Genomic DNA, 25,697 nt, shown 5'->3' on the forward strand with positions numbered 1-25,697 from the left:
TTAATGGACCCGTTGGGCGAGTAATTGTTCTTCTAGTGCTGCAATCCGATGATAGGCTGCCGTTACTTGAGCCGTTAAACGCCGAATCTGCAACTCTGGCGCTAAATCTTGATCCGACAGATTATAGTCAGGTGGGATATCCCATCCTTCCTCATCTTTAAGAATATCTTTGTGCATCATTTCTAGGTTTTCTGACTCTTGAGGATTGGAGGGATAAACAGGCAGATCATTCCATGACCAAGGGGGAGATAATGCGTCAAAATCCCCGGAAAGCCGTTCATGGGGGGAGGTCACAGAACGAGGATTCACATGAGGATTCACATATTGATGCAATTGATGTAGTTGACGGGTTAATTGTTCTACCATTTGATAAAGGGCATCCACTTTATAGTTGAGTGTTAGCAGTTGTTGCTGTAGACCGTCCATAAATATTTTCTCTCTTAATTTCAGTCCTCTTGCTATAAAGTCCATCCTAGGTCTTGTCTGAGCCGTCGCTAAACTATATCCTGATTCATTTAAGAATTGTTGTAATTCTTGTTATGACTCCTTTTGGAGATAAATGTATTAAAAAATACATTGAAAAAATCCGTAAATAATGACCGAGAGGGAAAAATGCTATATTAGCTTTTGATCCCTGGGCTTTAACTCCGGTCTTTGCCTGCTTTTCCCGTTTTTTGAGCTATTCTTTATGAAAATTGCGATCGCCCAACTAAACCCCACCATTGGAGATTTATCCGGCAATGCCCAAACTATCCTACAAATGGCTCAAGTCGCAGCAAATCAAGGTGTTCGTCTCTTATTAACCCCAGAATTATCCCTCTGTGGCTATCCCCCCCGTGATTTACTCCTACGGCCCCAATTTATCACCGCTCTTGCGCAAAAACTGCTCGATCTAGCCTCAGAATTACCTCCCCAATTAGCGGTATTAGTTGGCACGGTGGAGGCGAATCCCTACGCTACCGAAAAGGGAGAAAAAAGTCTATTCAACAGTATGGCTCTCTTACAACATGGAAAAATAGAACGGGTGTTTCACAAGCGATTACTTCCCACCTATGATGTTTTTGACGAACACCGTTATTTTGCCTCCGGGGAAGAGGCCAATCTCTTTGTCCTGTATGGACACCGTACCCCGGAAACTCATCTCAAAATTGGGGTAACGATTTGTGAGGATCTCTGGAATGATGAGCAGTTTTGGGGAAAGCGCACCTATCAGGTTAATCCCCTTGAAGATCTAGCCAATGCACAAGTTGATCTCATTGTCAACCTTTCCGCATCTCCTTATACCCTCGGAAAACAAGGCTTGCGGGAGTCGATGTTAAAACATTGTGCCACTCGTTACGCCATTCCGATTATTTATGCCAATCAAGTGGGCGGTAATGACGATTTATTGTTTGATGGGTGTAGTGTAGCCATCAATCGTCAGGGTGAGGTAGTAACTCGGGCAGAGGCGTTTAGGACAGAGTTAGCGATCGCCGAATATGACTTAGAAACCCAAGATTTAACCCCCAGCACCATCCAGGCCTTTCCTTCCTGCACCGAGGCCGAAATTTGGGCAGCCTTAGTCCTTGGAGTCCGCGATTATGCCCGTAAATGTGGGTTTTCCAAAGCCGTGTTAGGGTTAAGTGGTGGCATTGACTCCGCCCTAGTCGCGGCGATCGCCGTCGAAGCCTTGGGAGCAGAAAACGTCCTCGGTGTTTTAATGCCCTCCCCCTACAGTTCCGATCACTCCATCAGCGATGCAGAACAATTAGTCCAGAACCTAGGCATTGAGAGCCAAACCCTCCCCATTGAACCCGCCATGAGTGCCTATGATCAACTCCTAGATCCCCTCTTTGCCGGAACAGAATTTGGCATTGCCGAGGAAAATATTCAATCTCGAATTCGGGGCAACTTATTAATGGCGATCGCCAACAAATTTGGCTATCTTCTCCTCTCCACAGGCAACAAATCAGAAATGGCCGTCGGCTATTGCACGCTCTACGGTGACATGAACGGCGGTTTAGCCGTCATCGCCGATGTCCCCAAAACCCGAGTCTATGCTCTGTGTCAATGGCTCAACCGCGAACAAATCTTGATCCCCCCCACCATCCTCACCAAAGCCCCCAGCGCCGAACTCAAACCCGGACAAACCGATCAAGACTCCCTCCCCCCCTACGAAATCCTAGATGATATCCTCGCCCGTCTCATCCATCATCACCAATCCCCTCAAGATATTATTGCCGCCGGACATTCCCCCCAAATCGTCCAAAAAGTCAGCCGTCTCGTCAATCGTGCCGAATTCAAACGCCGCCAAGCCCCCCCCGGACTAAAAATAACCGATCGCGCCTTTGGGACAGGTTGGAGAATGCCTATTGCCGTTGTTATCGGCAACTGGTGAACAACTCTGCCCACAACAAAACTGTCAATAATTGTTATTTGGAGATCATGACAAAATCATCTGGTTTGGGAACATTTGGCGGCGTTTACACCCCGTCGATTTTGACCATTTTGGGGGTGATTATGTACCTCCGCTTTGGTTGGGTGGTAGGGAATGTGGGCTTATTGGGAACCTTAGCCATTGTCACCCTCGCCACCTCTATCACCTTTTTAACCAGCCTGTCTGTGAGTGCGATCGCCACCGATCGAGTAGTGCGGGTAGGCGGAGCCTACTACATGATTAGTCGCTCCTTGGGGCTAGAAACCGGGGGAGCCGTGGGAATTCCCCTCTACTTCGCTCAAGCCCTCTCCGTTGCCCTCTATACCTTGGGGTTTGCCGAAAGTCTCACCCAAACCTTCCCCCACCTCAATCAAGTTTATATTGCCCTCATCACCACGATTGGGGTCGCCATCTTAGCCATCACCTCCGCCAATATCGCCATCCGAGCGCAATATTTCATTATGGCGGCGATCGCCCTTTCCCTGATTTCCTTCCTCTTCGGAAAGCCCATCGAACCCACCCACATTGAACTCTGGACCAACAAAGGAGAACCCTTCTGGGCTGTGTTTGCCGTCTTTTTCCCCGCCGTCACCGGAATCATGGCCGGAGTCAATATGTCCGGCGACCTACGAGAACCCACCAAAGCCATCCCCATCGGCACCCTCGCCGCCGTTGGCACCGGATACGCCATCTATATGATACTGCCCATCATCCTCGCCCTCCGTGCCGATGCCAGCACCCTACGGCAATATCCCCTAATTATGGAACAAATGGCACTCTGGGGCCCCGCCATCTTATTGGGAGTGTGGGGAGCCACCCTCAGCAGCGCCATCGGCAGTATTTTAGGCGCGCCCCGAGTCTTACAAGCCCTCGCCCGGGATGGAGTCCTCCCCCAGTGGATGGGGTTTCTGGGTCAAGGCAGCGGTCCAACCGATGAACCTAAAATCGGAACCGCCGTCACCTTAGTTGTTGCGATCGCCGCCGTCTCCATTGGCGACCTCAACCTCATCGCCCCCGTCCTCACCATGTTCTTCCTCACCACCTACCTCGTCCTCAACATCTCCGCCGCCATCGAAGGATTCCTTGATAGTCCCTCCTTCCGCCCCACCTTCCCCGTCCACTGGCTCTTCTCCCTCCTCGGCGCCCTAGGCTGTTTAATCGTCATGTTTTTGATTAACCCCATCGCCACCACCGTCGCCGCCATCATCGTCCTCGCCATCTACCTCTGGCTACAACAACGAGAACTCATCACCACCTGGGGCGACGTGCGACGAGGTTTATGGATGAACCTCCTCCGCGTCGGCCTCCTACAAGTAGGCCACACCGAAGACACCAAAAACTGGCGACCTCATATCCTCGTCCTCTCCGGCATCCCCCGCAAACGCTGGCCCCTCGTAGAACTCGCCGATGCCCTCACCCACAACCGAGGCCTCATCACCATCGCCAGCATCCTCCCCCCCGGCTCCCGGGACATGGGTCAACAAACCGACCTCGAATTAACCCTGCGCGACTACATCGAAAAACGCGGCGTTCAAGCCCTCGTGCGCATCATCACCGCCGACAATCCCTTTGCCGGGGCAGAACAATTAGTCGAAACCTACGGCCTCGGTGCCATCGTCCCCAACACCATTCTCCTCGGAGATAGCGAAGACCCCAACCGCCGAGCGCAATATTGCCAGATGATTCAAACCATCTACCGCGCCAAACGCAGCCTAATCATTTTCCGCGAAAATCCAGAACAGGGATTCGGACAACGAAAACGCCTTGATTTATGGTGGGGGGGGATGCAAGCTAACGGGAGCTTAATGTTGCTCTTAGGCTATCTTCTGCGCAGTCAAATTGACTGGCGCAACGCAGAAATCTACCTCAAATTAGTCGTCGGAGACACCCAAGCCGCCCAAGCCGCTCAAATCAACCTTACCCAAATGATTAAAGACCTGCGGATTCGAGCCATCCCCAAAGTGTTAGTCTCCAATGGTCGTTCTTTTGAGGAAATCCTACATCAATCCTCCGCCCAAGCCGATTTAGTCTTTCTCGGTATGGCCAAACCCAGAGACAACTTCGATTTTAAAACCTACTATGAAACCCTCCAACAGCGAGTTACCGGACTACCCACCACCCTCTTAGTGTTAGCCGCCCCCGATTTTCCCTTTGCCGAAGTTCTCACCGAAGGAAGTTAACATCCCTGAACCTCTCAAAAGTGAACTGAACAACTGGGGAAAGTCTGAAACATTTTTTAATTCTTTCCCCCAGATTTATGCCTTACAATTAAAATCTGGAAGGTGTTTTGAACCATTACTTCAATCCTTTGCTCACCCCCAAACGGTAAACACCGTGCAAACTGTAAACACCGCAATTTTAGGGCTTCTATCTGAATCACCTCGCTTCAGATCCCTTGTTTATGGTGCTTTTCTGAAGAAAAGATTAACTTTACTCGAAAAGACTTTTAAAACTTAGAAAAATTTGGTAGCCTAATTAACAAATGCACCGAGAGGTACCCAAGCAAGGTTGCCCAAGGAGAACTGACCTGAGTTAGTGCTAATGAGTTAAACTTCTTGAACTCATTTCCTAAAGTAGGTTTTCTGAACTTGAGTTTTCTGAACTAGGTTTCTGTAACTAGGTTTCCTAGAATCAATTCCCTAAATTTTCGTTTTTTTACGAAAGATTGCAGGATAATATTGCAGGGTAGATATTCCAGAATAAAGGTTATACCCACTTTTTCAGTCTATTGTCAAGTAACCCAAGCGTGGTTTAATACCCAAGTCTTAACCCTTGATTTTTGCCCTATCTTGTAATTCTATCTTGATAGATGGGGATCAAGTAAACGGATTAATCAAACAGCAAACTCAACGAAAAAGCCTGTTGACTCACACGCTAAATTCAAAGCCTCACTATTGGGTAGTGTTGGGGATTTTCAAAATGCAAGGTTTCAAGCATAAGCGGCAATAGCCAAACCGAAAAGGCAAAAGCTACAAGCGTAAATGCTACAAGCAATTGGTAGGGCAAAGCTCATTTATTGACTGGAGTGTTCATTATGACTCAACAAAGCAGTGCTTATCAAGACAAAAATGACTATCAAGAACTCGTGGTTGACAAATTGCTAGATAAGGATCTTGACGACACTGAATCTCTCAGCAATGAAGCAACCCCAACCTATGGTTTAGAGTCTTTAGGCATTAAAAACGTTCGCCACATCTACCGCAACCTTTCCATTCCTAAACTAATTGAACATACTTTAGCCCGAGGTCAAGGGGTTTTAGCCAGTAATGGCGCATTATGTGTTCAAACTGGGAAATATACAGGGCGTTCCCCTAACGACAAATTTATTGTAGAAGAACCGACTTCCAAAGAAGAAGTTCACTGGAATAAATTAAACGTGCCGATTTCAGAAGCTAACTTTGATCTGTTATATCGGCACGCTTTATCCTATGTACAAGGTCGGGATCTGTATATTTTTGATGGATTTGTGGGGGGAGATCCGAAACATCGCATGGGTGTGCGGATTATCAATGAATTACCTTCCCAAAACTTATTCTCCCATCAACTGTTCATTCGTCCGAGTGAAGAAGAATTAGCGCACCACAAAGCGGATTTCACCGTTTTGGCTGTTCCCGGATTAAAAGGCGATCCAGAAAATGATGGCGGGATTAACTCAGAAGCCTTTATTGTGGCACATTTGGGTAAAAAACTGATCATTGTGGGGGGGTCTTACTACGCTGGAGAAATCAAAAAATCCGTCTTCTCCTTAATGAACTACTTTATGACCAAGCAGGATGTATTACCGATGCACTGTTCCGCTAACATGGATGCAGAGGGCAATACAGCCTTATTCTTTGGTCTGTCGGGTACTGGGAAAACTACCCTATCGGCCGACCCGGAACGCCGCTTAATTGGGGATGATGAACATGGTTGGTCAAAAGATGGCATCTTCAACTTTGAAGGGGGATGTTACGCCAAAACCATTCGGTTATCCAAAGAAAATGAACCCCAAATTTGGGAAGCCATTCGCTTTGGGTCATTAATGGAAAACGTGGTGCTAGATTGGGCGGAACGGATGCCTGATTATGATGATGATAGCATCACAGAAAACGGACGGGTGGCTTATCCGATTGATTACATCCCCAATGCTGTAGTTCCCAGTGTGGGACAACATCCCAACACGGTTATTTTCTTAACGGCGGATGCGTTTGGTGTGCTGCCTCCGATTTCCCTGTTAACGAAAGAACAGGCGATGTATCATTTCATGTCTGGTTATACTAGCAAATTAGCCGGAACAGAACGGGGCATCACGGAACCCGAGGCTACTTTCTCCGCTTGTTTTGGTAAACCGTTCTTACCTCTTTCTGCCACAGTTTACGCTGAAATGTTGGGCGAACGTTTAGACCGTCACGGCACGAAAGTTTATCTGGTGAATACAGGTTGGTCTGGTGGGCCTTATGGTGTGGGTCAACGGTTTGCTATCAAACACACACGGGCAATGGTTTCTGCGGCGTTAAAAGGTCAATTAGACGATGTGAAGTTCAAACCGCACCCCATTTTCAAAGTGTTGATTCCTGAGTCTGTTCCGGGTGTACCTGCTGAGGTGTTAGATCCTAAGAGTACGTGGAATAATCCGGCGGCTTATGACCAACAAGCTAAGGATTTAGCCCGTCGGTTTGTGCAGAACTTCAAGCGCTTTGAAACAGCGCGGGAAGAAGTGATTGCGGCGGGGCCTTGTGCCGATTGAGCATCACCTTTGTGAGTGAGTGCGACCATGATTGATAATTAAGTGAAAGACTGAGTTACAGTATTTTCTGTAACTCGGTTTTTGTCATGGTTTTGGGTTTTTTATATAGGGTTTGCTGAATAAAACCAGTTTAAAGACTCGGGCTAAAATCATGAGGTCATTTCCGCCAACTCTTTGAAATATTTCACGGTTTTAACTTTCAATTCTAGCGTCGCATCTTCATCACAAACAATTAAGGCTTTGGGATGAATTTGCAAGGCAGAAATCGTCCACATATGATTCACACAGCCCTCTATGGCGTGTTGTAATGCCACCGCTTTATGATAGCCTTTGACTAAAACCATCACTTCTCGCGCCTCTAAGATTGTCCCTACCCCTACCGTTAACGCCCGTTTCGGTACTTGCTGGGGATCATCGCCAAAAAAGCGAGAATTGGCTAACAATGTACTATAGGTTAGTATCTTAACCCGGGTGCGAGACTCTAAAGAAGATCCCGGCTCATTAAAGGCAATATGACCGTCTTCTCCCACTCCACCGACAAATAATTCAATTCCTCCAAGGGCCTTAATTTTTTCCTCATAGTGGGTGCATTCTAGTTCTAAATCCTCCGCATTGCCGTTTAGAATATTGATTTGCGCTTGGGGAATGTCAATATGATTAAAAAAGTTTTGATACATATAAGAGTGATAACTTTGGGGATGATCTTCTGGTAAGCCTACATACTCATCCATATTAAACGTGATGACGTGGCGAAAACTGATCACGCCTTTTTGATACCATTTAATCAAGTTTTGATAGGTGCTGATGGGTGTTCCTCCTGTGGGTAAACCAAGGACAAAGGGACGTTCTGAACTAGGAGAAAACGCTAACATCTTTTTTTTAATATAATTAGCCGCCCAGATGCCGATATCTTGTTCACAAATCACCAGTTGCATTGTCCCCCCTTGATCTCTTGCTCCCAGAGTTAATAACGCACTCTTGGATCTAAGATACCATAGGTAAGATCGGCGATTAAATTAAAAATAACAATCAGAATGGCGTAAATAAATGTAATGGCCATAATGACTGGGGTATCACTGCGATAGATGGATTCAATCAATAAGGCTCCAATGCCGGGGACGCGAAACACTCGTTCTGTAATTAATGCTCCGGTGAAAACGGTGGGAATGTCTAGGGCGACTAAGGTAATAACAGGAATTAAGGCGTTGCGTAAAATGTGACGGTTTAAAATGATCCATTGTTGCAGTCCTTTGGCTTGGGCTGTACGGACATAATCTTGAGGTAATTGTTCTAAAATAGAAGCCCGTACAAAGCGCATTAATACGGCGGATTGATAGAGGGCAAGGACGGTTACAGGCATAATAGACTGTCTAATTTGCTCGATGAAGGTTGCCCAACTATTGACTTGTAATGTGCTGTTGTAGATGAAGGGAAACCATTTGAGATTAACACTAAAGATGATGATAAAGAGTAACCCGGTGAAAAAGGTGGGTAGGGAGAAGCCTAAAAACGAAAAGGTGGTGACAAGTTGATCTAAAAAGGAATAGCGTTTGAGGGCGGAAATAATGCCTAATGGCAGGGCTAATAGGACACTAATAATATAAGCGCTGCCGACGACCCACAGGGTTGTGGGCAGGCGTTGTAAGATGAGGTCTATGACGGGGCTGCGACTGGTGAAGGAATAGCCGAGGTCGCCTCTGAGAAACGCCCAAATCCATTTGAAATAACGGATGTAGATGGGTTGATCTAAACCAAGCGATCGCCTGATATTTTCCCGCACCTCTGCACTAATGGAAGGATTGGAGGCAAACTCTCCCATAGGATTCCCGGGGGCTAAAGCAAGAATCAAAAACACTACGGCACTAATAGCAATCAGTGTGGGAATTGAGAGGAGTAGGCGATTAATGAGATAGCGTGTCATGGGGTATAAGGTCACTCTGTCCACGCACTATATCACAGGGCATCTCAAGGCGGGCTGCACTATGGGAATTCTTTGACCGGGGGCAATTTCTGGGATCTGTCGCTTGGGTGCAGCAACAGGGCAATCTAACGCCTCACGCTATGCTTTTTATTCAAAACACTACAGCTTTCAATAAGTTTTATTGCTTTATTTTTGATATTGATAGAATTTTTATTAGAATTAGTAATCATTGCTTAATGCACATTAAAAGTTAAAGCTTCTCAGTTATGTTATCTCCCCAGACTGCCCCGAAAGTGTTCTGCCCTTGGTTGAGCGTCTCTGCACCCATTCCTCCCACCGGACACAGTGAATTTAAGTTGGTGGATGAGTGCGATCGCCCTTCATATTATTGGCTGCAATTCTTCCTATTTACTCTACTCTAGTCCAGCATTGGGCTGATCCTCTATTGGGGCAAGCTAATAATCGACCCAGATTTAACCTTTGGCTTCATCTGGATAGGAATCCTATGGATTGTCTACAAAAGGATTTTCTGGCCACTATTTCTCATCGCTTGCGGTATACCTTGGCATTGGCTTTGGAAGAGATCTCCTGCAAAAGCAAACATATACGCCTTTTCCGTTAACTTCAAAAGGCTGATCCTCTTCTTATGTCTCTTCGTGGCAGCGATAATCTTTGTCGCTGCAAACTATCGTTTTGATTTCCTGTGGTCAATTCTACAATGGTTAGTGAATCGTGACTGGATCCTGTGGTTAATTGCCGCAGAATTGGCTGATGTCACCTCTGTTCCTATGTGTAATTGGATTTGGCAGAAACAACAATCTCAGCGCAGCAAAAACAAAAGAGGGGGTAATATATCTCGTTTCCACTGTGCTGTTTGTGAAGAACCGATGCAAAAGGTCTTTGAACCGCAATTAATGCCCTTGCTCACCAATATTGAACGGGCGACTCATGGCCTTAACTCAGTGGTTTATGAGGGGTGGTGGTGTCCTCATTGTTATCCTCAACGTCGTCGGGACAGCATTCACTTGCGCGGTTATGCCCTGAAGCGACCTCGCAACGTGGAGAAATGTCCCAATAGTTATGGCGGTGGTGCTGGCGTGGGAGGTGGTAGTGGTAGTAGCGGCGGCGGGGGTGCGGGCGCAGGTTTTGGGGGGGGTGGTTGTAGTGGTGGCGGTTGTGGGGGGTGTTAAACCCAGAAGAGGGGTTAAACAACTGGGTTTAACCCATTAGACATCTCCCATCATTGGGCTGACTCGATGCTCAATTCAAGGCACAACGCTGTAAACAACGACTTAGAACGATATCCTCGGGACAGTGGGCGAGGAGTTGCTGTAAGATGGCATGGGCTTGAGTGTAATCCCCTTGATCAAACAATGCGATCGCCTGTTCAAATTCTGCCTTAGTCGCCGTCTTTTGCACCTGCAAGGATTCAGGATCACAATTGTACACCTCATAAATCCGAACAGCGTTTTTCTTGCCCTTGACGGTAATCTGCCCCAAATAACGAGTTAAGTAGCGATCGCACTCCTGCAACCCCAATAATGTACTCTCACTGACAATCACTTTCGCCCCAAACTGTTTCGTAGATTCTTCCAACCGAGAGGCTAAATTGACTGCATCAGCAATCACCGTCGTTTGTAAGCGTTCCTGTTCCCCAATCGTCCCTAACATCAAATTCCCCCGATGCAAACCAATGCCAATATTCACCCTCGGATACCCTTCCCCATGACCCATTTTATTAAATTCTTCCACTTGAAACTGCATCGCAATAGCCGCATTCAAGGCATTATTTGCATGATGGGGAAATAATGCCATCACCGCATCCCCAATGTATTTATCAATAAACCCCCCATTGTGCCGAATCACCGGACTCACATAACTGAGATAAGCATTTAAAAATTCAATATTTTTCTGAGGGGACATACTTTCAGAAATACTGGTAAAGGAGCGAATATCGGCGAATAAAACCGTCATATCTTCCTGAACTTGATCCCCCAAACCGACATAAATAATACTCTCTCGTTGGAGGAAATTCAGAAACTCATGGGGGACAAACCGTTTTAAGGCTAAATTGTAAGCTTTTAAGCGTTTTTGGGCTTCCACAAAACGCCATTCTAATAAGTAGGCAATGCAGCCAATAAAAAAGAGCATTCCCCAATAATAGAGTTGAAATTGTGCGCTCAAGGGCTTAAAGAAAACATAGGTGATAATGTCATAAATCATAGTCACCATTAAGACCATAAAACCTAGGGCAAAGATTCTCGCTTCTTGATTACCTTTGATAGCCGTTCTCAGGACGAGAAAGAGCAAAATTACGGCACTTGTCACTCCTAACAGTTGGGTGGGGTGGGAGGCGAGTTCCCAGAATCCTAGGAAGCCAAAAATCAAGGCAATGGGGGCATAACTTAGATGAATTTGCCATAAACGCCGAACAATGCCATAACGCCGTTGACCAAAAATATGTTCAAAAAATAGGCACAAACTGGGCGCGATAAGATGAAAAGCCGTGTGATGAATATAAGTCCAAAAAATACTATAATTTAAAAGTAAGCGAATAATTTGGGTTGGAGTAATCGTGTATACTCCAATAAGCAAGACAAACCAGCCGAAGGAAATATAATAGCTTTTAGTTGAGGTAAAAAGGGCAAAAAGAAGCGGCACTAAACCGCAAAAAATAAAAAGCAGACCTAGGGTAAATTGAACACTATCTTTTAAAATTAACGCCTTAAATAATTGGTCAGAGTTGCCAATTTTAATTAACGGATCATAGCCTAATGTAATACTTTTACCCGGAACATAAACTTGCAAATAAAGGATTTTTTGGGCAAAATCTGGGGGTAAAAACACTAGGGGAAATTTGCCCTCATTGGGGATTAACTCTCCCGTGGGGCTTAACTCGTCATAACTATAAATTAATTGACCGTTTAAATAGGCATTGAGGAGATGGGGGATAGTTTGAAAAGATAGGCTGGGGAACGACCAATCTCCGGGGGGAAGGGACACCGCTAACCATAGGATTTGGGTGTGGGGGGGAGGTTCTAAACGTTGGGGGAGGGTGAGGGGAGTCCAATTCCCTGGGGGAGATTCTAGCACCCAGAGGGGGAGATTTTCTGGGGTGTAGGGGGAGTTTCCCCAACGATAAAGCCAGTTTGTACTGAGGGGGGTGGGGGTGGGGGCGGCCTTCTCAAGGTGGTTGGTTTGGCTGAAACTGAGAAAGATGAACAATACTGCGAGGAGGGGCAAGAGGAATCGCAGGAAAGTCATCGGGGGCAGTAATTTCATAAATTAAGGCCGTCCCTTGTTGCGGGTGGAGTGTTAAACAAGATTGAGCCAGACACAAGGCAAAACTTGGGTGAGTGCTAGGTTATTATGGCACAACTCCTGATGCTACAGGAGTGATCTGGAGTGGGGACTGAGGACTTTTCTCCTCTTTTGTGGAGTGGGGAGGGGAGGGAACTTAAGGGGCTAACCTGAAGGGGTGCGCTAAAATTCTTGCAAAGATCCGTGGATAACCGACAAACTCCCATTAAACTTGTAGGAATATGGCTGAGGCACAATAAAGTTAAAGTCTGATGAGTAAGCCCACTCGGTTGACTTCCCGTTCAACGCTGGGGGATCTACCCTTACATTTTTTCCAGGTGAGTCCCAATACTCTTGGGCAATTTGTCGCGCAACAATTTCATCAGGAGCCTTGGCTACCGGGGGTGATTATTGCCGAGGAGGGGAGACTGTTGGGGATGATTTCCCGACGAAAGTTTAATGAGTGGATGAGTTCCCCCTATGGGCCTGATATTTTTTTAGAACGCCCCATTGAGGTGTTTTTAAGTATTAGTCAGCCCCAGAAGAGTTTTTTGTTGTTCCCGGAGGAGGAAAAGATTACTCGGGCGCTGGTGAAAGCCCTGGAACGGACGGCGGATAATGTTTATGAACCGTTAATTATTACTTCGCGGGATGCGGTGAATCCGGAGTTGGGGAATCATTTTTTGCTGGAATTTCAAACGCTGGTGCGCGCCCATTCGGAGATTACCCAGAATTCTATCCATGAGGCGAGTCAGCACCGTTTAGCGTTAAAACGTTCCTCGGAAAAGTTGGAACAACAGGAACAGAAGGTCAAAAAAATTAGCCAACTGCTGGAAAGTCAACAGGGTGCGATCGCAGAACATCAACAACTGGCGGCGAAACAGGCGGAATTAGAACAAGCTTTACAAGATGTCTCCCATCTGAATCAGCATTTACTCCAAATGAGCGCGACGGCAACACAGGAAGGAAAGGCGGCCTTTGGGGGGACTTTTGCCGGAATTAATCTGATTGTGGAAAATACCAATGATATTGTCGAGATTGGGCGCTTATTGAGTGAGGAACTTGATAAGATTTACACGACCTCTCACTTGATTAAGCGCATTAGTGAGCAGGTGTGGTATTTGTCGGTACAGGCGGCGATTGTGGCGAATCAGTCGGATACGGAAATTTCCCGCTTCAGTCAGATTACTAATGAGATTGGCAATATGGTTAATCATAGCCTAGAAGCCAGTCGGGAAATGAACCGGGTGGCCAGTGCCTTTACCGAAAAGTTAGCCAGTTTGACCACTTCAGCCCAAACCGGGTTAAAATCAGCGCGATCGCTCATTAAAAAAATTCAACGAGCGCAACAAGCCTTAGAAGACTTAGAAATGCTGATTGTCGAGGCCGGAGTGGATCTCACGAACTTTATACCCGATGACTTAGCCACGGAGATTTCCGATTTACCCGATTCAGGAGAAATGTTACTCGCCAGTTATACCGAAGGCGCCCAAACCTTAGCACAAAAAATCGCCCATACTGAAATCAGCCTTTCAGATTTAGGAACAATTCCCCAACACCCTGATTCTACCTTCCTCATCCAGAAAATCCAGCGCACCCTCAAGCGTCATCGGGATGCCATTTTGGAAGGGGATAGTTTTGATGATGGTGAATAATCTTCTTCTCTCACTCTCGAAGATTTTCACGAATCTTCGCCATCACAGCCCACGAGAGAATCTGGGTTTGAACCTGATCTGACAGAAGAGGGATAATCTGGGTTAGGGTTAATAGGCGATCGCACACCCATCCGCCCGAGGCTCAGAACCTGCAATCAGCGCGTCATTATGCCGTAAAATCATCTGACCTTTGCCGAAATGATCAAACCCTGTCACCGCCACCTGATGCCCCCGCTTTTGTAGGCCGCTGGCAATCTCCCCACTCACCCCTGACTCAATCACAATATGATTATCCCGCAAAAACCGCCAGCGTGGGGCATTTAACGCCGTCTGAGGATTCATCCCATAATCCCGCAGGTTCACCACCAGTTGTACATGACCTTGAGGCTGCATTTGCGCCCCCATCACCCCAAATGGCCCCAGCGCTTGCCCCCCTTCGGTCAAAAAGCCCGGAATAATCGTATGAAAGGGGCGTTTTTGCGGCGCTACTTGGTTAGGATGTCCCGAGGTGAGGGTAAACGCTGATCCTCGGTTATGCAGTGCAATTCCCGTGTCTGGAATTAAAATCCCACTGCCAAAGCCATTAAAATTAGATTGGATCATGGAGATCATCAGTTCTCCATCCGCCGCGCAGAGATACACGGTTCCCCCTTTGGGCAAACCGGGATTCGCTAAGGGGATGGCATGATCTTGGATCAATTGACGGCGACTCTCGGCATAGGATTTAGAGAGTAATTCCCCCACCGTCACCGACATATAGCGCGGGTCCCCAACGTGGCGGTAAACATCGGCAAAGGCCAGCTTCATGGCTTCGATTTGCAAGTGATAACTCTCCACCGACTCCCGAGGATACTGGGCTAAATCAAAGCCTTCGAGGATATTCAGGGCGAGTAAAGCGGCGATGCCTTGGGTATTGGGGGGCAATTCCCACACCGAGAGGCCGTGATAATCACTGTGGATGGGATTCACCCATTCCGAATGGTGTTCCGCCAAGTCATCAAAACTCAGAAGTCCCCCGGTATCATTGGCATAGTGAGCAATTTGTTCCCCGGTTTCCCCGCGATAGAAGTTTTCGCCCCCATGTTTCGCAATCCCTTTTAGACTGTAGGCATGGGCTTCACTGCCCCAAATTTCCCCCGCTTTGGGCGCACGATTTTGAGGGAAAAAGATCTGTTTAAAGGGTTGAAATTCTCGACCTTGGAGGGGGAGATATTGCTTTTCGGCTCGTTGCCACGCTTGGGCGGTAATGGGAGAGACGGGAAACCCTTCCTCGGCGTACCGGATAGCAGGTTCAAACAGATGAGCAAAGGCGAGGGTTCCCCAACGGTGCCAGATATCGTACCAAGCGGCCACGGCACCGGGAACCGTAACCGAAAGCCACCCCAATTCAGGAATTTTGCCCAATGGGTCAAAATGGTTGAGGTCTAAGGCTTTGGGACTTTTGCCAGAACCGTTAATGCCGTGTAATTGACCGTCCCAAACAAGGGCGAAAGCATCGGAGCCAATACCGTTTGAGGTAGGTTCAACGACGGTGAGGGCGATCGCCATAGCTAAGGCGGCATCTACCGCATTGCCCCCAGCGAGCAGCATTTCCACCCCCGCTAAACTTGCTAAATGCTGACTGGTAGCTACTGCGCCCCGTTTCCCCATCATCACATAACGGGCGGCAGAGTAGGGAGAATGGGACAAGTCCAAGGAATTGATCATGCTATCTAGGGCGTTTTGTCCTGTCGATGGACTTCTCCGGAGAACAAGACAAGGAAATTCTGAATTTAAAAGGTTGGTTGCTGATGCTTACCCCCTCTTGTTGATAATAGCAAAGGTTGTCTAGTTTTAACTTTTGAGGGGTTTGGGGAGCTATAAGTCCCGCGCTGTACCTGCTCATGTCAGCCAACAAACCGTTAAACTGGTGTATGGATATCGGGCAAAGAGAGAGAGCAGTTTGTAAGCTTACCCCGCTCTAAAGAGACGGGGCTTTCGCCCTAGTTTCCGAAGTCCGGCAACAACCCAAGTTGCCCCTCTAATTGACAAACGAAAACCGAGCGTTCGGGACAGCTTACAGATGTTCACGGCGGTTAAAACCGCCGAGTCGATTTTCCTCTGCCATTTGAAAATGGCAGTTTCCCATCTCCCGGAGGATTTTACATGAGTAAACGTCACTGGCTAGAAATTACCGAGTATGTCGGCATCGTCGCTTCCCTGTCGGGGACTGTGGCGGCGGTGGCGACACAACAGGCCATCTATGCGGCGGCTCCTTTAACGGTGACGTTGGGGCTAAATACCCTGAATCGTCAACGTCTCGCCGCACAAGTGGCGCGCCTTTTACCCCTTGAAACCCAGTTGGTGGAATTGACGCAACAACAAGGCCAACTGGTGGAATCGACGGCACAAATTGAACCCCGCATTACGGGACAATTGGAGGAGTTACAGCAGTTATTACTCGCCATACAAGCCAAGTTTGAACCGATTACGACGCAATATCATCAACTGGAAACCCAATATCAGGCACTGGAAACCCAAGCGCAAGGGTTTTCCCAATCCAGTGAGGAAAAATGGGGGGTGATACAACAGGTTTTAGATGGCGTGGTGGGAGAATTACCCGCCCTGCGGGAGCAGTTTAACTCGGTGTGGGATGAGTTACGCCCTCTGCGGGAACAGTTGCCCTCGTTACAAGAAAAACAACGGGAATTAGCTATGACTTTAACGGAGGTGAGTCAGCAAACCTCCCAACGGGTGGCGGCGATACAAGGGGAACTCTCCCCCCTACAAGGGGAAGTAAAGACCCTGGCACAGCAGCAAATTTCCAGTCAATTTGTGCGGGACCAATTGACTCCAATTCAGGAGAAATTAACCCAACTAAACGACCAATGGGAGGCCATAACTCACCGTCAAGGTCTGTTGAATGGTCTGCAAGAACGCCTAGAGATGATCACTGGGGAAATTGGCCACCTGCATCAACAGTTGAATAGTCTCTCGGTGTCTGCTTTGGGAACCGATGAGGCTCAAGCTAATGCAATTTTGACTCAATTAGAGGCTTTAGACCGTCAATTTAAGGAATGGCAAGGGCAAGCCCTTCCTGCGCCTTCTCCGGTGGATTTAAGCCCCTTGGAGCGCGAAATTAGCGACCTCAGAGGGGCGTTGCAAGGGGTACAAGCTCAAATAGAACCTCTGTTTAATCCTCCGGTGGTGGAAGAGTTGGCGAGTTTACGGGAGGCGATTCTCTTCCGCGAGGCTGAACAGGACGCTGGGTTACAATCTCCCCCGACTCCTCCCGTCGTGGAGGAGGAGGCTGAGGCCGCGCCAGAAGCCCCCCCGATGGCGGAGGAAGACCCCCCAGTTGAACCGGAGGTTGAATCAGAACCAACTCCCCCAGAACTTCCCGATTTGGAGGAATTGGGGCGAGATTTGACGGAAGGGGTGCGCGGTCTGGGGGATAATTTAGCGGGGTTGGGCAGTACCTTACGGGATGCTTTTGGCCGTTTTGCCGCTTCTCGTCTCAATCCGGAGAAAGAGGCCGCTTTGTTGAAGGTTTGGCATTGTGTGGAGACGTTGCCTAGTGAGTTGGAACAGGTGCGCACGGTGGCGCTGAGTGGGCTGTTTATCGCCTGTCCTGACGCGGATTATGGGATTAAATTATGGGATAGGGAGAGTTTGAATCCCCGACGGATGTTTATGGGACACCGGGATGAGGTGTTTTGTCTGGCGTTTAGTCCTGATGGCCACCGTTTAGTAAGTGGCAGTGCGGATAATTCTCTGAAACTCTGGGATGTGAATACGGGGCAACTCCTGCACACTTTTGAGGGACATTTTCATGGGGTGAGTCAGGTTCTGTTTAGTCCTCACGGTCAAACGATTGCTAGCTGTAGTTATGATAAGACGGTGAAACTTTGGGATGTGGGGACGGGGCGAGAGTTACGGACGCTCAAGGGTCATTGGGATCGGGTTTATGCGATCGCCTTTAGTCCCGATGGTAAAACGTTAGTCAGTGGCAGCAGTGACGGCACCCTAAAAAGTTGGGACGTGCAAACGGGGGAAAAATTAAGGAGTCAAGCGGTGGGGGGAACTTTACATAGTCTGGTGTTTAGTCCCGATGGTCAGACGTTAGCTAGTGGGGGAAGCGATCGCAAAATCCGCCTCTGGACGGTTCCCTCTCAACAGGAGTTAAACAGTCTTCGCTTACTCAATCAAGTCTACAGTCTCGCCTGGCACCCCTCCCAGCCTATTCTCGCTAGCGCCACAACCTACAAAACCATCACGTTCTGGGATACCACCACGGGGGAGAAGGTGGCACTGTTGGCGGGTCATGAAAATCGGGTCAATGCGATCGCCTTTTCTCCAGATGGTCAGCAGTTGGTGAGTGCCAGTCAAGATGGCACCGTTAAGCTATGGGAAAAACGGGAGGAATAGGGAGTCGGGAGTCGGGAGATTGCCTCTCCCCCTCTCCCTCTCTCTCTCCCTCTCTCCCCCTCTCCCTCTCTCCCCTGCTCCCCATCAAGACATCCCTAACGATTGGGTTGGGGAGTCATGCGTAAATAGGGTTTAATTTCATTGACCCCTTTGGGGAATTTTTGTTTGGCTTCTTCCGTGGGGATAGAAGGCACCACCACACAATCATCCCCATCTTTCCAGTTAACAGGAGTCGCCACCTGATAATTGTCGGTTAATTGTAACGAGTCAATCACTCGCAGAATCTCATCAAAGTTGCGCCCGGTGCTGGGGGGATAGGTAATGGTGAGACGTAATTTCTTGCTGGAGTCAATGACAAAAACACTGCGCACCGTGATATTAGAACTAATGCTGGGGTGAATCATCCCATACAGTTCAGACACTTTTTTATCGACATCCGCCAAAATCGGATAGTTAACGGTGGTGTTTTGGGTTTCGTTGATGTCTCCAATCCATCCCTGATGAGAGTCCGCATCATCAATGCTCAAAGCAATAACTTTAACGTTGCGTTTCTCAAATTCCGGTTTCAGTTTCGCCACTTCCCCTAATTCTGTGGTGCAAACGGGGGTATAGTCGGCCGGGTGGGAAAATAAAACAACCCAACTATCTCCAGCCCAATCATAAAAAGAAATCTCCCCTTCGCTGGAAGCTTGCGTAAAGTTGGGGACGGTATCGCCTAGTTGTAATGCCATATTTACAAATTCTCCTGTATGAACACACTTGCTTTGACATCCTCTCCCTGCACTAGCGGGTATGCAGGGAGAGTCCTTGGGTCGCCCCAAAGATTTTCTGCTTCAACGGGTGCCAGCTAGACTGAGTGACCTCAGTCCCCGCCGCATCGCCTCCCCAGCCTGTTTCAACCACCCGTTGCCCACGGGCAGAGATAACATAGGGTGCAATTGAACATCATGCCATAAAACTACGGTATTCCGATCGGGTTTTTGTAAATTATTATTACCCATCCTGAGAATGGACACTCTCTCTCGGATGGGGAACAGGGAACGGGGAACGGGAAGGGGGAGGGGGAGAGGGGGAGCAGGGGAGCAGGGGAGCAGGGGAGCAGGGGAGCAGGGGAGAGGCAATCTCCCGACTCCTGACTAGATTGCTTCGTACCTTCCTTCGGAACGCTACGCGTTCACTTCGTGACGCTCCGCGTTCGCGAAGCGTTGCGTTGCAAACGCGTAGCGTTGCGCAGCAAACGCAATGACATTACTTCCGACTCCCGACTCCCGACTCCCGATTCCCGACTCCCGATTCCCGACTCCCGATTCCCGACTCCCGACTCCCGATTCCCGACTCCCGACTCGACCCTCTTCCGGGGTTGCCCATCCCTGATAGAATGAGAAAATCGGAAATAAAAGTTAACCAGATTAGATAATTCTGAGAACCTGACTCCTCAAGCTGGGGGGTGAGGATGACCGGAAAAAAGAAGTCCATGGAAGCGGGGCAGTCAAAGGAGTGTGTCTAAACCTGTATAATTGCCCTGATCACTAGGCTTCTGTAGAACTGAGTATCCCCGAGCGTTCCCGTTGGGGACAGTCAAAAAAATACAGTGCCTGATTGCACTGGTACTTTCCCATTCAATCTCAATCATGGGGGTGGGGTGGGATTTGATCCATAAATGATAATGAGCAACGGTTTAGGAGGACTTTAATTCAATGAAAAAATTGGTGAGTGTAATTGCTGTAATTGCTTTAGTATTAGGATTTTGCGGTTTTCTCGGACAACAACAGGCGATCGCAGGAGGTTTAAACCTGAGTTCTCCGACGATGCTGTTGGCAGAATACCAAAACCCGGCCGATGCCATGCTACAAACTGAATTCGGCAAAAAAATTGATCTCAATAACACCAACGTTCGGGCATTCCGTAAATTAAAAGGGTTTTACCCCTCCTTAGCCTCCAAAATTGTGGAAAATGCGCCCTACCAAAAGGTGGAAGATGTGCTGAATATTCCGGGTCTGTCTGAAGGGCAAAAAGAGCGTCTACAAGCGAATTTAGAGAACTTCACTGTGTTAGACCCGGTGGATGTATTCGTGGAAGGAGGCGATCGCTTTAATAACGGATACTACTAAAATTCAGAGCGGGATTCAGCCCAGATTGACGCTGGATGCCCTTCCCTTGAGCCAGATTTCTCTAACCCACTCCCCAAGAAGTGGGTTAGAGAAAAATTCAGTCTAAAACCCCGTCCTTCTAGGACGGCTTTTCTTGTTCCTGAATATAGCGTTTAAGCACTTCGAGAGGTGCGCCTCCAACGGAACTCACAAAATAACTCGGACTCCATAGCGCATCTTTCCCATAGGGCTTAGGATATCCGGCTTGACCGTATTTCCTACTGGACACACCTTTTAGAGTATTAACCATCTGAGACACTGAAAGCTTTGGTGGGTACTCAATTAAAGTGTGAATATAGTTCGCTTCACCGTTAAATTCTTTGATTTCAAAATTCATTTTAGCCGCGACTTCTTTGAAGCTGATTTCAAGCACATCAAGGCTTTCAGTCGTCAGAATCTTAGATCTGTATTTGGTCACGCAGACCAAATGGATCAGAAGACTTGAGACACTATGCCTTTGCCTGCGTAAAGTGCTTGTCATTTGTTGTAAACCCAGCTAGAATGAAACAACAGACCTATCTTAACATAAGCCGTGAAATCTCGGTATAAGTATCGTTTGTATCCAACAGACCAACGGCAGCAAAGTGTCAGCCCGGTGAGTATGTCCATCTATCCTGAAATTGATTTTTTCTGCCAACATGACCCTATCTTCTGACCAGGCCTCCCTTCCCTCCCAGTTTGATGTATTAGTTGTCGGGAGTGGTGCGGCGGGTTTATATGCCGCCCTCTGTCTCCCCTCCCATTATCGGGTGGGTTTAATTACCAAATCGACGCTACAAGTCGGGGCGAGTGATTGGGCCCAGGGGGGCATTGCGGCGGCCATTGATCCCCAAGACTCCGCCGCCCTCCATGTAGAAGATACCCTCAAGGCGGGGGCGGGATTGTGTGATGTTCCGGCGGTAGAATTTTTGGTGGAAAATGCAGCTGAGGCGATCGCCCGTTTAGTCGATTTAGGGGTAGCCTTTGACCGTAAAGGGGAAAAGTTGGCCATGACCTTGGAAGCCGCCCACTCCCGCCCCCGCGTCCTCCACGCCGCCGACACCACCGGACGCGCCATTGTCAGCACCCTAGGGGAAAAAGTCCTCGCCCGCCCCAATATCCAAGTTTTCGCCCAGGCCTTCGCCCTTAAACTGTGGCTGAATGATCAAGGCCATTGTGAGGGATTGGCCATGTGGTATCAAGGCCAACTGCACTGGTTAAAAGCCTCAGCCGTAGTCCTCGCCACAGGTGGGGGGGGTCAAGTTTTCGCCCAAACCACGAACCCCACAGTTAGCACGGGGGATGGGGTCGCACTGGCTTGGCGGGTAGGGGCAAAATTGCGGGATTTGGAGTTTTTCCAATTCCACCCCACCGCCCTCATGAAACCGGGCGCACCCCATTTTCTCATCAGTGAAGCGGTGCGGGGGGAGGGGGCGCATTTAATCGACGAGGCCGGGCGGCGCTTTGCTTTTGATTATCACCCCCAAGGGGAATTAGCGCCCCGGGATGTGGTCAGTCGGGCGATTTTTAATCATTTAGCCCAAACTAGCCCAGATCCCACTCAGGCTCACGTTTATCTGGATTTATCCCCCATTCCAGTAGACCGTTTACAGTACCGATTCCCCAATATTATCCGGGTCTGTCAACGGTGGGGGATTGATTTATTTAAGGAACCCATTCCCGTGACTCCGGCCGCCCATTATTGGATGGGTGGGGTGGCGACGGATTTAATGAACCGCACAACCATTCCGGGCCTCTATGCCATTGGGGAAACCGCCAGTACGGGAGTTCACGGGGCCAACCGTTTGGCGAGTAATTCCCTCTTAGAATGTTTGGTTTATGCGGGACAGTTGGCCCGGTTGGAACTGACTCCCCCTAGCGCCCCCTTTGACCCTCCTAGGGAGTCTTTACCCCTCCCTGAGATGCCAGACTTGGAGGAATTACAGGCCTTACAAGGGGAGTTACAACGCTTGATGTGGCACAGTGCGGGCATTTCTCGCCGTCAAGAAGTGTTGGCAGAGGCGATCGCGCAAGTCCAAGTTTGGCGCTCCACACTCGCCCCAATCCCCCTAGCCCAAACCCTCCAACAACTCAATCCTCATCATTCCCTTAAGGATATCAGTGAAAAAACGGATATGGGTTTCCGTACTTTCACAGAAACCCTAAACCTGCTGGACTTAGCCTATTTAATTCTTCAAAGTGCTTTGTTTCGGACTGAAAGTAGAGGGGGACATTTCCGCAGCGATTTCCCACATCCTTCAGCCGCTTGGCAAGTTCACACTACGATTTTGTTAGAAAACTGGCACACAGAACCCTGTGCAACCTGATGGGCGAGTGAAAATTCAAATTGTCATGAAGTAATTGTCATGAATTCTTGAAAACTAGCGTTGATTTAAAAGTAACGCTTATCAATCTTATAGTTTCAGCTTAAGTCTTAGCTTACATCCTAATATTTGGGTCATAAATGCCCCAAATCTGATCCCCATTCTCAATGTTTTAATCCCACGCTTGAACCCTTAAGAATCCATTCGGTAGCGCGTTCCAGACCCTTCTGAATTATCGGGGCCTCCTCGGTCTGGGGGTTCAAAACCACCCGGTTTCTGTTCAGGGAAATTAGACCCAGAAACCAATAGACTCGAATCACTTAGGCCATTTTCAGAGACTGGATGAGAGAACAAGACCTCTGAATTAAGCCCTTTTGAATTGACCGATCCGAGAGTGATTTTGTTTTCCACCCCCAAGGTTTCAGGAGAAACCCCTAAATACAAACTCCCTAGGAATGGCATTCCTAGAGCGACTGTTACAATACCAATAGAACAAAGACCTCTAAACATGACCTTAGCCAGCAACACCTTTCTGCGATTGTTTACTCTCTGAAATTCGATTTCTGCGACCTTCTATCTTGAGTATATTCACGGAAGGATCATTTGGTCAAAAAACTTAATGATTGTTTTTTCCGCGTCTTTATGTTACTCACAGGAAAGAACAGAGGCTAAATCGAAGTTAGTTGGGGGATAAAACACGCTAAAACTCTGTTATACAGAGGGTTGCCGCCGTTGATTTAACAAAAATCAGGACGATTAGACTGGAGATTTTCTTTATACGTCTTAACAATGTACAACTTAGGCGTACTTTTGACAACGGTTATGTTACAATTATTGATTTTGCTTCTGTTCGCCCTCCAATGCTCATTTCAACCTGATGTTATCTCATGTCTTTAGCTTTTCCCACCCCTGAGCGCCCCTTCCGTTGGACTCATCTGTTACAGTCGCCGCGATTGCGCTGGAGTTTGATTGTTTTGTGGGCTGTGGGGGCGGGATTGCTCACGGCCGGGGATGACCGGGTGACACAAAGCCTAGAACGCAATACCCAGAGTTTATTTTTTCAAACCCGGCTTGTTTTAGATCCCCCCGATGTGCCAGAGGAGATTGTGATTCTGACCTTAGATGATGCCTCTCTCTCGGTCGCTCAACGGTTTGAGGGAGATCCCCAACGGGTCGAGATTACCGAATTACTACAAAGCTATCCCTGGCCTCGTCGTACCTATGGTTTAGTGGTTGAGCGCTTGCTGGAGGCCGGGGCGAAAACCGTAACCATTGACTTACTGTTTGACCTCCCTAGTGGCTACGGAGAGGAGGATGATCTGGCGTTTCAGGAGGTTTTAGAACGCTACACGGGGAAAGTGACCTTGGGGGCGGCCTACTTGGAAACCATGACGGAGGAGGGGTCAGAGGTGCAACTGTTTGAACCTTTCGGCACACTGAACAGCCCAAACTTATCTTTGGGGTCGGTGAACTTTCTGACGGAGGCCAATGAGCGGATTTATCGTTTGGGGGCAGTTTATCAAGAACAGATTGCCAGTTTCCTCAACTTGCCTATTATTCCCTCTCTTGCTGAGGCTAGTTTAGAGAGTGCGGGAATAGATGTTCCTCCAGCGAGGGGGGAGGGGATCTTTTATTGGGGTCTGCCTCATCGGACGTTTCCCCATGTTTCCTTTTGGCGGATTTTGGATCCCGAAGAGTGGCCGCGACTGGCAGAGGCGGGGGTTTTTCGAGACAAAATTGTTTTGATTGGCACCACTTCGGCCACCTTTACGGATTTCCAACGGACTCCGGTTTCTGAACGGATGCCGGGGGTAGAGGTTCATGGCCATGCGATCGCCACGTTATTGGAGAATAAGGCGATGGCTACTCTCATCCCGCACTTTGGGCTAAAGGGTTTTCTGGTTACTCTAGCGGTTCTTAGTTTAGGCTGGGCGGTGGATCGTTTGGTTCAACGGCCGGGGCGACAATTACTCTGGGGTTTAGGGTTTACGGTTTTGTGGGTGGGGGGGAGTTATATCCTCTTCAGTTATGGTCAATGGATTATTCCGACAGCGCTCCCGGCGATCGCACTTTTCCTGAGTAGTTTCTCCAGTTTCGCCGTCGCTGCCATGAACAACCAACTGGAAAAACTGCGCTTGCGTCACACTCTAGAACGTTATGTGGCCGAACCTGTGGTTAAAGAAATCCTCAAACACCCGGATAGTTTTTACACCATGTTACCCGGCCACAAACTCAACGTCGCTGTCCTGTTTTCTGACGTGCGGGGATTTACCACCCTCTCCTTTCAACTCCCCCCCGAGGAATTAGTTGCCCAACTGAACACCTATTTTCACACTATGGTTGAGGCCATCGTGCAGAATAACGGCACCCTCGACAAATTTATTGGGGATGCTGTGATGGCTGAATTTGGCTTTCCCCTCTCCCAAGGCCCCGAAGAAGATGCCCTCAACGCCATTCGGGCCGCCCTCACCATGCGCCAAGACCTCGCCCTCCTGCGCACCTATTGGCAAGCAGAAAACCGTCAACCCCTATTTAACGGTATTGGCATCAGTTACGGGGAAGTGATTGCCGGAGATATTGGTTCATGGCGACGACGAGAATATGCGGTCATGGGGGACACGGTAAACATTGCCAGTCGGGTGGAAGGATTAACCAAGGAGTTGGGGACGGATATTGTAATCACGGAGTCTCTCTATGAACTGGTGAAAGATAAGGTAGAGGTGACGGACTTGGGAGAACATCAACTGAAAGGTCGAGCGCTGCCTGTGCGGTTGTATGGTTTAGTGGGGTTAAGAGAAAAGGCCAAGAAACCCTAACGC

At 48.4% G+C, this 25,697-nt stretch carries 20 protein-coding genes; 11 read left to right on the forward strand and 9 right to left on the reverse strand.

Annotated elements, in window-relative coordinates; all coding sequences use genetic code 11:
* Positions 1 to 426, reverse strand: coding sequence for a hypothetical protein (locus tag SPI9445_RS0110315; protein WP_017304670.1), 426 nt, complete (start codon positions 424 to 426; stop codon positions 1 to 3).
* Between the two features lie 262 nt (positions 427 to 688).
* Between SPI9445_RS0110315 and SPI9445_RS0110320 the strand changes: the two genes are divergently transcribed.
* From SPI9445_RS0110320 to pckA, 3 genes are all read left to right on the forward strand, one after another.
* The gene (locus tag SPI9445_RS0110320; RefSeq protein WP_017304671.1) at positions 689 to 2,377 is read left to right on the forward strand and encodes an NAD+ synthase; all 1,689 of its coding nucleotides are present in this window, start codon (positions 689 to 691) and stop codon (positions 2,375 to 2,377) included.
* A gap of 47 nt (positions 2,378 to 2,424) precedes the next feature.
* A complete protein-coding gene (locus SPI9445_RS0110325) occupies positions 2,425 to 4,596 on the forward strand; it encodes an APC family permease (protein WP_052646668.1) in 2,172 nt (723 codons plus the stop codon).
* 854 nt (positions 4,597 to 5,450) lie between these two features.
* Entirely contained in the window at positions 5,451 to 7,142 is a 1,692-nt protein-coding gene (gene pckA, locus SPI9445_RS0110330; protein ID WP_017304673.1) for a phosphoenolpyruvate carboxykinase (ATP), read from the forward strand.
* 149 nt (positions 7,143 to 7,291) lie between these two features.
* Here pckA and nagB read toward each other — a convergent pair whose 3' ends face one another.
* Complete coding sequence (gene nagB, locus SPI9445_RS0110335; protein ID WP_017304674.1) at positions 7,292 to 8,077, reverse strand: glucosamine-6-phosphate deaminase; 786 nt, start codon at positions 8,075 to 8,077, stop codon at positions 7,292 to 7,294.
* 29 nt (positions 8,078 to 8,106) lie between these two features.
* Positions 8,107 to 9,063 carry an ABC transporter permease gene (locus SPI9445_RS0110340; protein WP_017304675.1) on the reverse strand — a complete coding sequence of 319 codons (957 nt, stop codon included), beginning with the start codon at positions 9,061 to 9,063 and terminating at the stop codon, positions 8,107 to 8,109.
* 266 nt (positions 9,064 to 9,329) lie between these two features.
* On the opposite strand from SPI9445_RS0110340, the gene SPI9445_RS30475 reads away from it, so the two are divergent.
* Together SPI9445_RS30475 and SPI9445_RS30905 are read left to right on the forward strand one after the other, a co-directional pair.
* Positions 9,330 to 9,485, forward strand: a complete 156-nt coding sequence (locus SPI9445_RS30475) for a hypothetical protein (RefSeq protein WP_164674506.1) — start codon at positions 9,330 to 9,332, stop codon at positions 9,483 to 9,485.
* A gap of 234 nt (positions 9,486 to 9,719) precedes the next feature.
* Positions 9,720 to 10,253: a hypothetical protein gene (locus SPI9445_RS30905; protein ID WP_193379263.1), complete on the forward strand. Its 534-nt coding sequence runs from the start codon at positions 9,720 to 9,722 to the stop codon at positions 10,251 to 10,253.
* 70 nt (positions 10,254 to 10,323) lie between these two features.
* Here SPI9445_RS30905 and SPI9445_RS27525 read toward each other — a convergent pair whose 3' ends face one another.
* Positions 10,324 to 12,345 carry an adenylate/guanylate cyclase domain-containing protein gene (locus SPI9445_RS27525; protein WP_017304677.1) on the reverse strand — a complete coding sequence of 674 codons (2,022 nt, stop codon included), beginning with the start codon at positions 12,343 to 12,345 and terminating at the stop codon, positions 10,324 to 10,326.
* A gap of 290 nt (positions 12,346 to 12,635) precedes the next feature.
* Between SPI9445_RS27525 and SPI9445_RS0110355 the strand changes: the two genes are divergently transcribed.
* Positions 12,636 to 14,018, forward strand: a complete 1,383-nt coding sequence (locus SPI9445_RS0110355) for a hypothetical protein (protein WP_017304678.1) — start codon at positions 12,636 to 12,638, stop codon at positions 14,016 to 14,018.
* 108 nt (positions 14,019 to 14,126) lie between these two features.
* Here the strand turns inward: SPI9445_RS0110355 and SPI9445_RS0110360 are convergent, their stop codons facing one another.
* Positions 14,127 to 15,725 carry a gamma-glutamyltransferase family protein gene (locus tag SPI9445_RS0110360; protein WP_017304679.1) on the reverse strand — a complete coding sequence of 533 codons (1,599 nt, stop codon included), beginning with the start codon at positions 15,723 to 15,725 and terminating at the stop codon, positions 14,127 to 14,129.
* A gap of 438 nt (positions 15,726 to 16,163) precedes the next feature.
* Between SPI9445_RS0110360 and SPI9445_RS27530 the strand changes: the two genes are divergently transcribed.
* Positions 16,164 to 18,425 (forward strand): WD40 repeat domain-containing protein, encoded by a 2,262-nt coding sequence (locus tag SPI9445_RS27530; RefSeq protein WP_017304680.1) that lies wholly within the window; start codon positions 16,164 to 16,166, stop codon positions 18,423 to 18,425.
* 95 nt (positions 18,426 to 18,520) lie between these two features.
* Here SPI9445_RS27530 and SPI9445_RS0110370 read toward each other — a convergent pair whose 3' ends face one another.
* The 3 genes from SPI9445_RS0110370 to SPI9445_RS31100 all read right to left on the reverse strand — a co-directional run bounded on the left by SPI9445_RS0110370 (position 18,521) and on the right by SPI9445_RS31100 (position 19,901).
* Complete coding sequence (locus tag SPI9445_RS0110370; protein WP_017304681.1) at positions 18,521 to 19,156, reverse strand: peroxiredoxin; 636 nt, start codon at positions 19,154 to 19,156, stop codon at positions 18,521 to 18,523.
* Between the two features lie 102 nt (positions 19,157 to 19,258).
* On the reverse strand, positions 19,259 to 19,441 hold the full coding sequence (locus tag SPI9445_RS30480; RefSeq protein WP_164674507.1) for a hypothetical protein: 183 nt from the start codon (positions 19,439 to 19,441) through the stop codon (positions 19,259 to 19,261).
* Positions 19,442 to 19,673: 232 nt separating this feature from the next.
* On the reverse strand, positions 19,674 to 19,901 hold the full coding sequence (locus SPI9445_RS31100) for a hypothetical protein (protein WP_017304683.1): 228 nt from the start codon (positions 19,899 to 19,901) through the stop codon (positions 19,674 to 19,676).
* A gap of 221 nt (positions 19,902 to 20,122) precedes the next feature.
* On the opposite strand from SPI9445_RS31100, the gene psbU reads away from it, so the two are divergent.
* The gene (gene psbU / locus SPI9445_RS0110385; RefSeq protein ID WP_017304684.1) at positions 20,123 to 20,536 is read left to right on the forward strand and encodes a photosystem II complex extrinsic protein PsbU; all 414 of its coding nucleotides are present in this window, start codon (positions 20,123 to 20,125) and stop codon (positions 20,534 to 20,536) included.
* A 118-nt stretch (positions 20,537 to 20,654) separates the two neighbouring features.
* On the opposite strand, the gene tnpA is transcribed toward psbU, so the two are convergent.
* A complete protein-coding gene (gene tnpA / locus SPI9445_RS0110390) occupies positions 20,655 to 21,056 on the reverse strand; it encodes an IS200/IS605 family transposase (protein WP_026079686.1) in 402 nt (133 codons plus the stop codon).
* Positions 21,057 to 21,107: 51 nt separating this feature from the next.
* Here tnpA and SPI9445_RS31640 point away from each other — a divergent pair, with 51 nt between their 5' ends.
* From SPI9445_RS31640 to SPI9445_RS25130, 3 genes are all read left to right on the forward strand, one after another.
* Positions 21,108 to 21,230, forward strand: a complete 123-nt coding sequence (locus tag SPI9445_RS31640) for a hypothetical protein (RefSeq protein WP_272943235.1) — start codon at positions 21,108 to 21,110, stop codon at positions 21,228 to 21,230.
* Positions 21,214 to 22,881, forward strand: a complete 1,668-nt coding sequence (gene nadB / locus SPI9445_RS0110395; protein WP_017304686.1) for an L-aspartate oxidase — start codon at positions 21,214 to 21,216, stop codon at positions 22,879 to 22,881. Before SPI9445_RS31640 ends, nadB begins: the two co-directional genes overlap by 17 nt.
* An 884-nt stretch (positions 22,882 to 23,765) precedes the next feature.
* Positions 23,766 to 25,694, forward strand: coding sequence for an adenylate/guanylate cyclase domain-containing protein (locus tag SPI9445_RS25130; protein WP_017304688.1), 1,929 nt, complete (start codon positions 23,766 to 23,768; stop codon positions 25,692 to 25,694).
* Positions 25,695 to 25,697 lie beyond the last annotated feature (3 nt).

This window comes from Spirulina subsalsa PCC 9445 (assembly GCF_000314005.1).
Taxonomy (GTDB): Bacteria; Cyanobacteriota; Cyanobacteriia; order Cyanobacteriales; family Spirulinaceae; genus Spirulina_A; species Spirulina_A subsalsa.

Excerpts from the sequence above, each read along its gene's own strand:
- nadB (WP_017304686.1), top strand. The coding sequence starts at position 21,214 with ATGACCCTATCTTCTGACCAGGCCTCCCTTCCCTCCCAGTTTGATGTA.
- SPI9445_RS30475 (WP_164674506.1), top strand. The coding sequence starts at position 9,330 with ATGTTATCTCCCCAGACTGCCCCGAAAGTGTTCTGCCCTTGGTTGAGC.
- SPI9445_RS0110325 (WP_052646668.1), top strand. The coding sequence starts at position 2,425 with ATGACAAAATCATCTGGTTTGGGAACATTTGGCGGCGTTTACACCCCG.
- pckA (WP_017304673.1), top strand. The coding sequence starts at position 5,451 with ATGACTCAACAAAGCAGTGCTTATCAAGACAAAAATGACTATCAAGAA.
- psbU (WP_017304684.1), top strand. The coding sequence starts at position 20,123 with ATGAAAAAATTGGTGAGTGTAATTGCTGTAATTGCTTTAGTATTAGGA.
- tnpA (WP_026079686.1), bottom strand. The coding sequence starts at position 21,056 with ATGACAAGCACTTTACGCAGGCAAAGGCATAGTGTCTCAAGTCTTCTG.
- SPI9445_RS0110360 (WP_017304679.1), bottom strand. The coding sequence starts at position 15,725 with ATGATCAATTCCTTGGACTTGTCCCATTCTCCCTACTCTGCCGCCCGT.
- SPI9445_RS27525 (WP_017304677.1), bottom strand. The coding sequence starts at position 12,345 with ATGAAATTACTGCCCCCGATGACTTTCCTGCGATTCCTCTTGCCCCTC.
- SPI9445_RS31100 (WP_017304683.1), bottom strand. The coding sequence starts at position 19,901 with ATGGACTTCTTTTTTCCGGTCATCCTCACCCCCCAGCTTGAGGAGTCA.
- SPI9445_RS27530 (WP_017304680.1), top strand. The coding sequence starts at position 16,164 with ATGAGTAAACGTCACTGGCTAGAAATTACCGAGTATGTCGGCATCGTC.
- SPI9445_RS0110370 (WP_017304681.1), bottom strand. The coding sequence starts at position 19,156 with ATGGCATTACAACTAGGCGATACCGTCCCCAACTTTACGCAAGCTTCC.
- nagB (WP_017304674.1), bottom strand. The coding sequence starts at position 8,077 with ATGCAACTGGTGATTTGTGAACAAGATATCGGCATCTGGGCGGCTAAT.
- SPI9445_RS0110355 (WP_017304678.1), top strand. The coding sequence starts at position 12,636 with ATGAGTAAGCCCACTCGGTTGACTTCCCGTTCAACGCTGGGGGATCTA.
- SPI9445_RS0110340 (WP_017304675.1), bottom strand. The coding sequence starts at position 9,063 with ATGACACGCTATCTCATTAATCGCCTACTCCTCTCAATTCCCACACTG.
- SPI9445_RS0110320 (WP_017304671.1), top strand. The coding sequence starts at position 689 with ATGAAAATTGCGATCGCCCAACTAAACCCCACCATTGGAGATTTATCC.
- SPI9445_RS25130 (WP_017304688.1), top strand. The coding sequence starts at position 23,766 with ATGTCTTTAGCTTTTCCCACCCCTGAGCGCCCCTTCCGTTGGACTCAT.
- SPI9445_RS0110315 (WP_017304670.1), bottom strand. The coding sequence starts at position 426 with ATGGACGGTCTACAGCAACAACTGCTAACACTCAACTATAAAGTGGAT.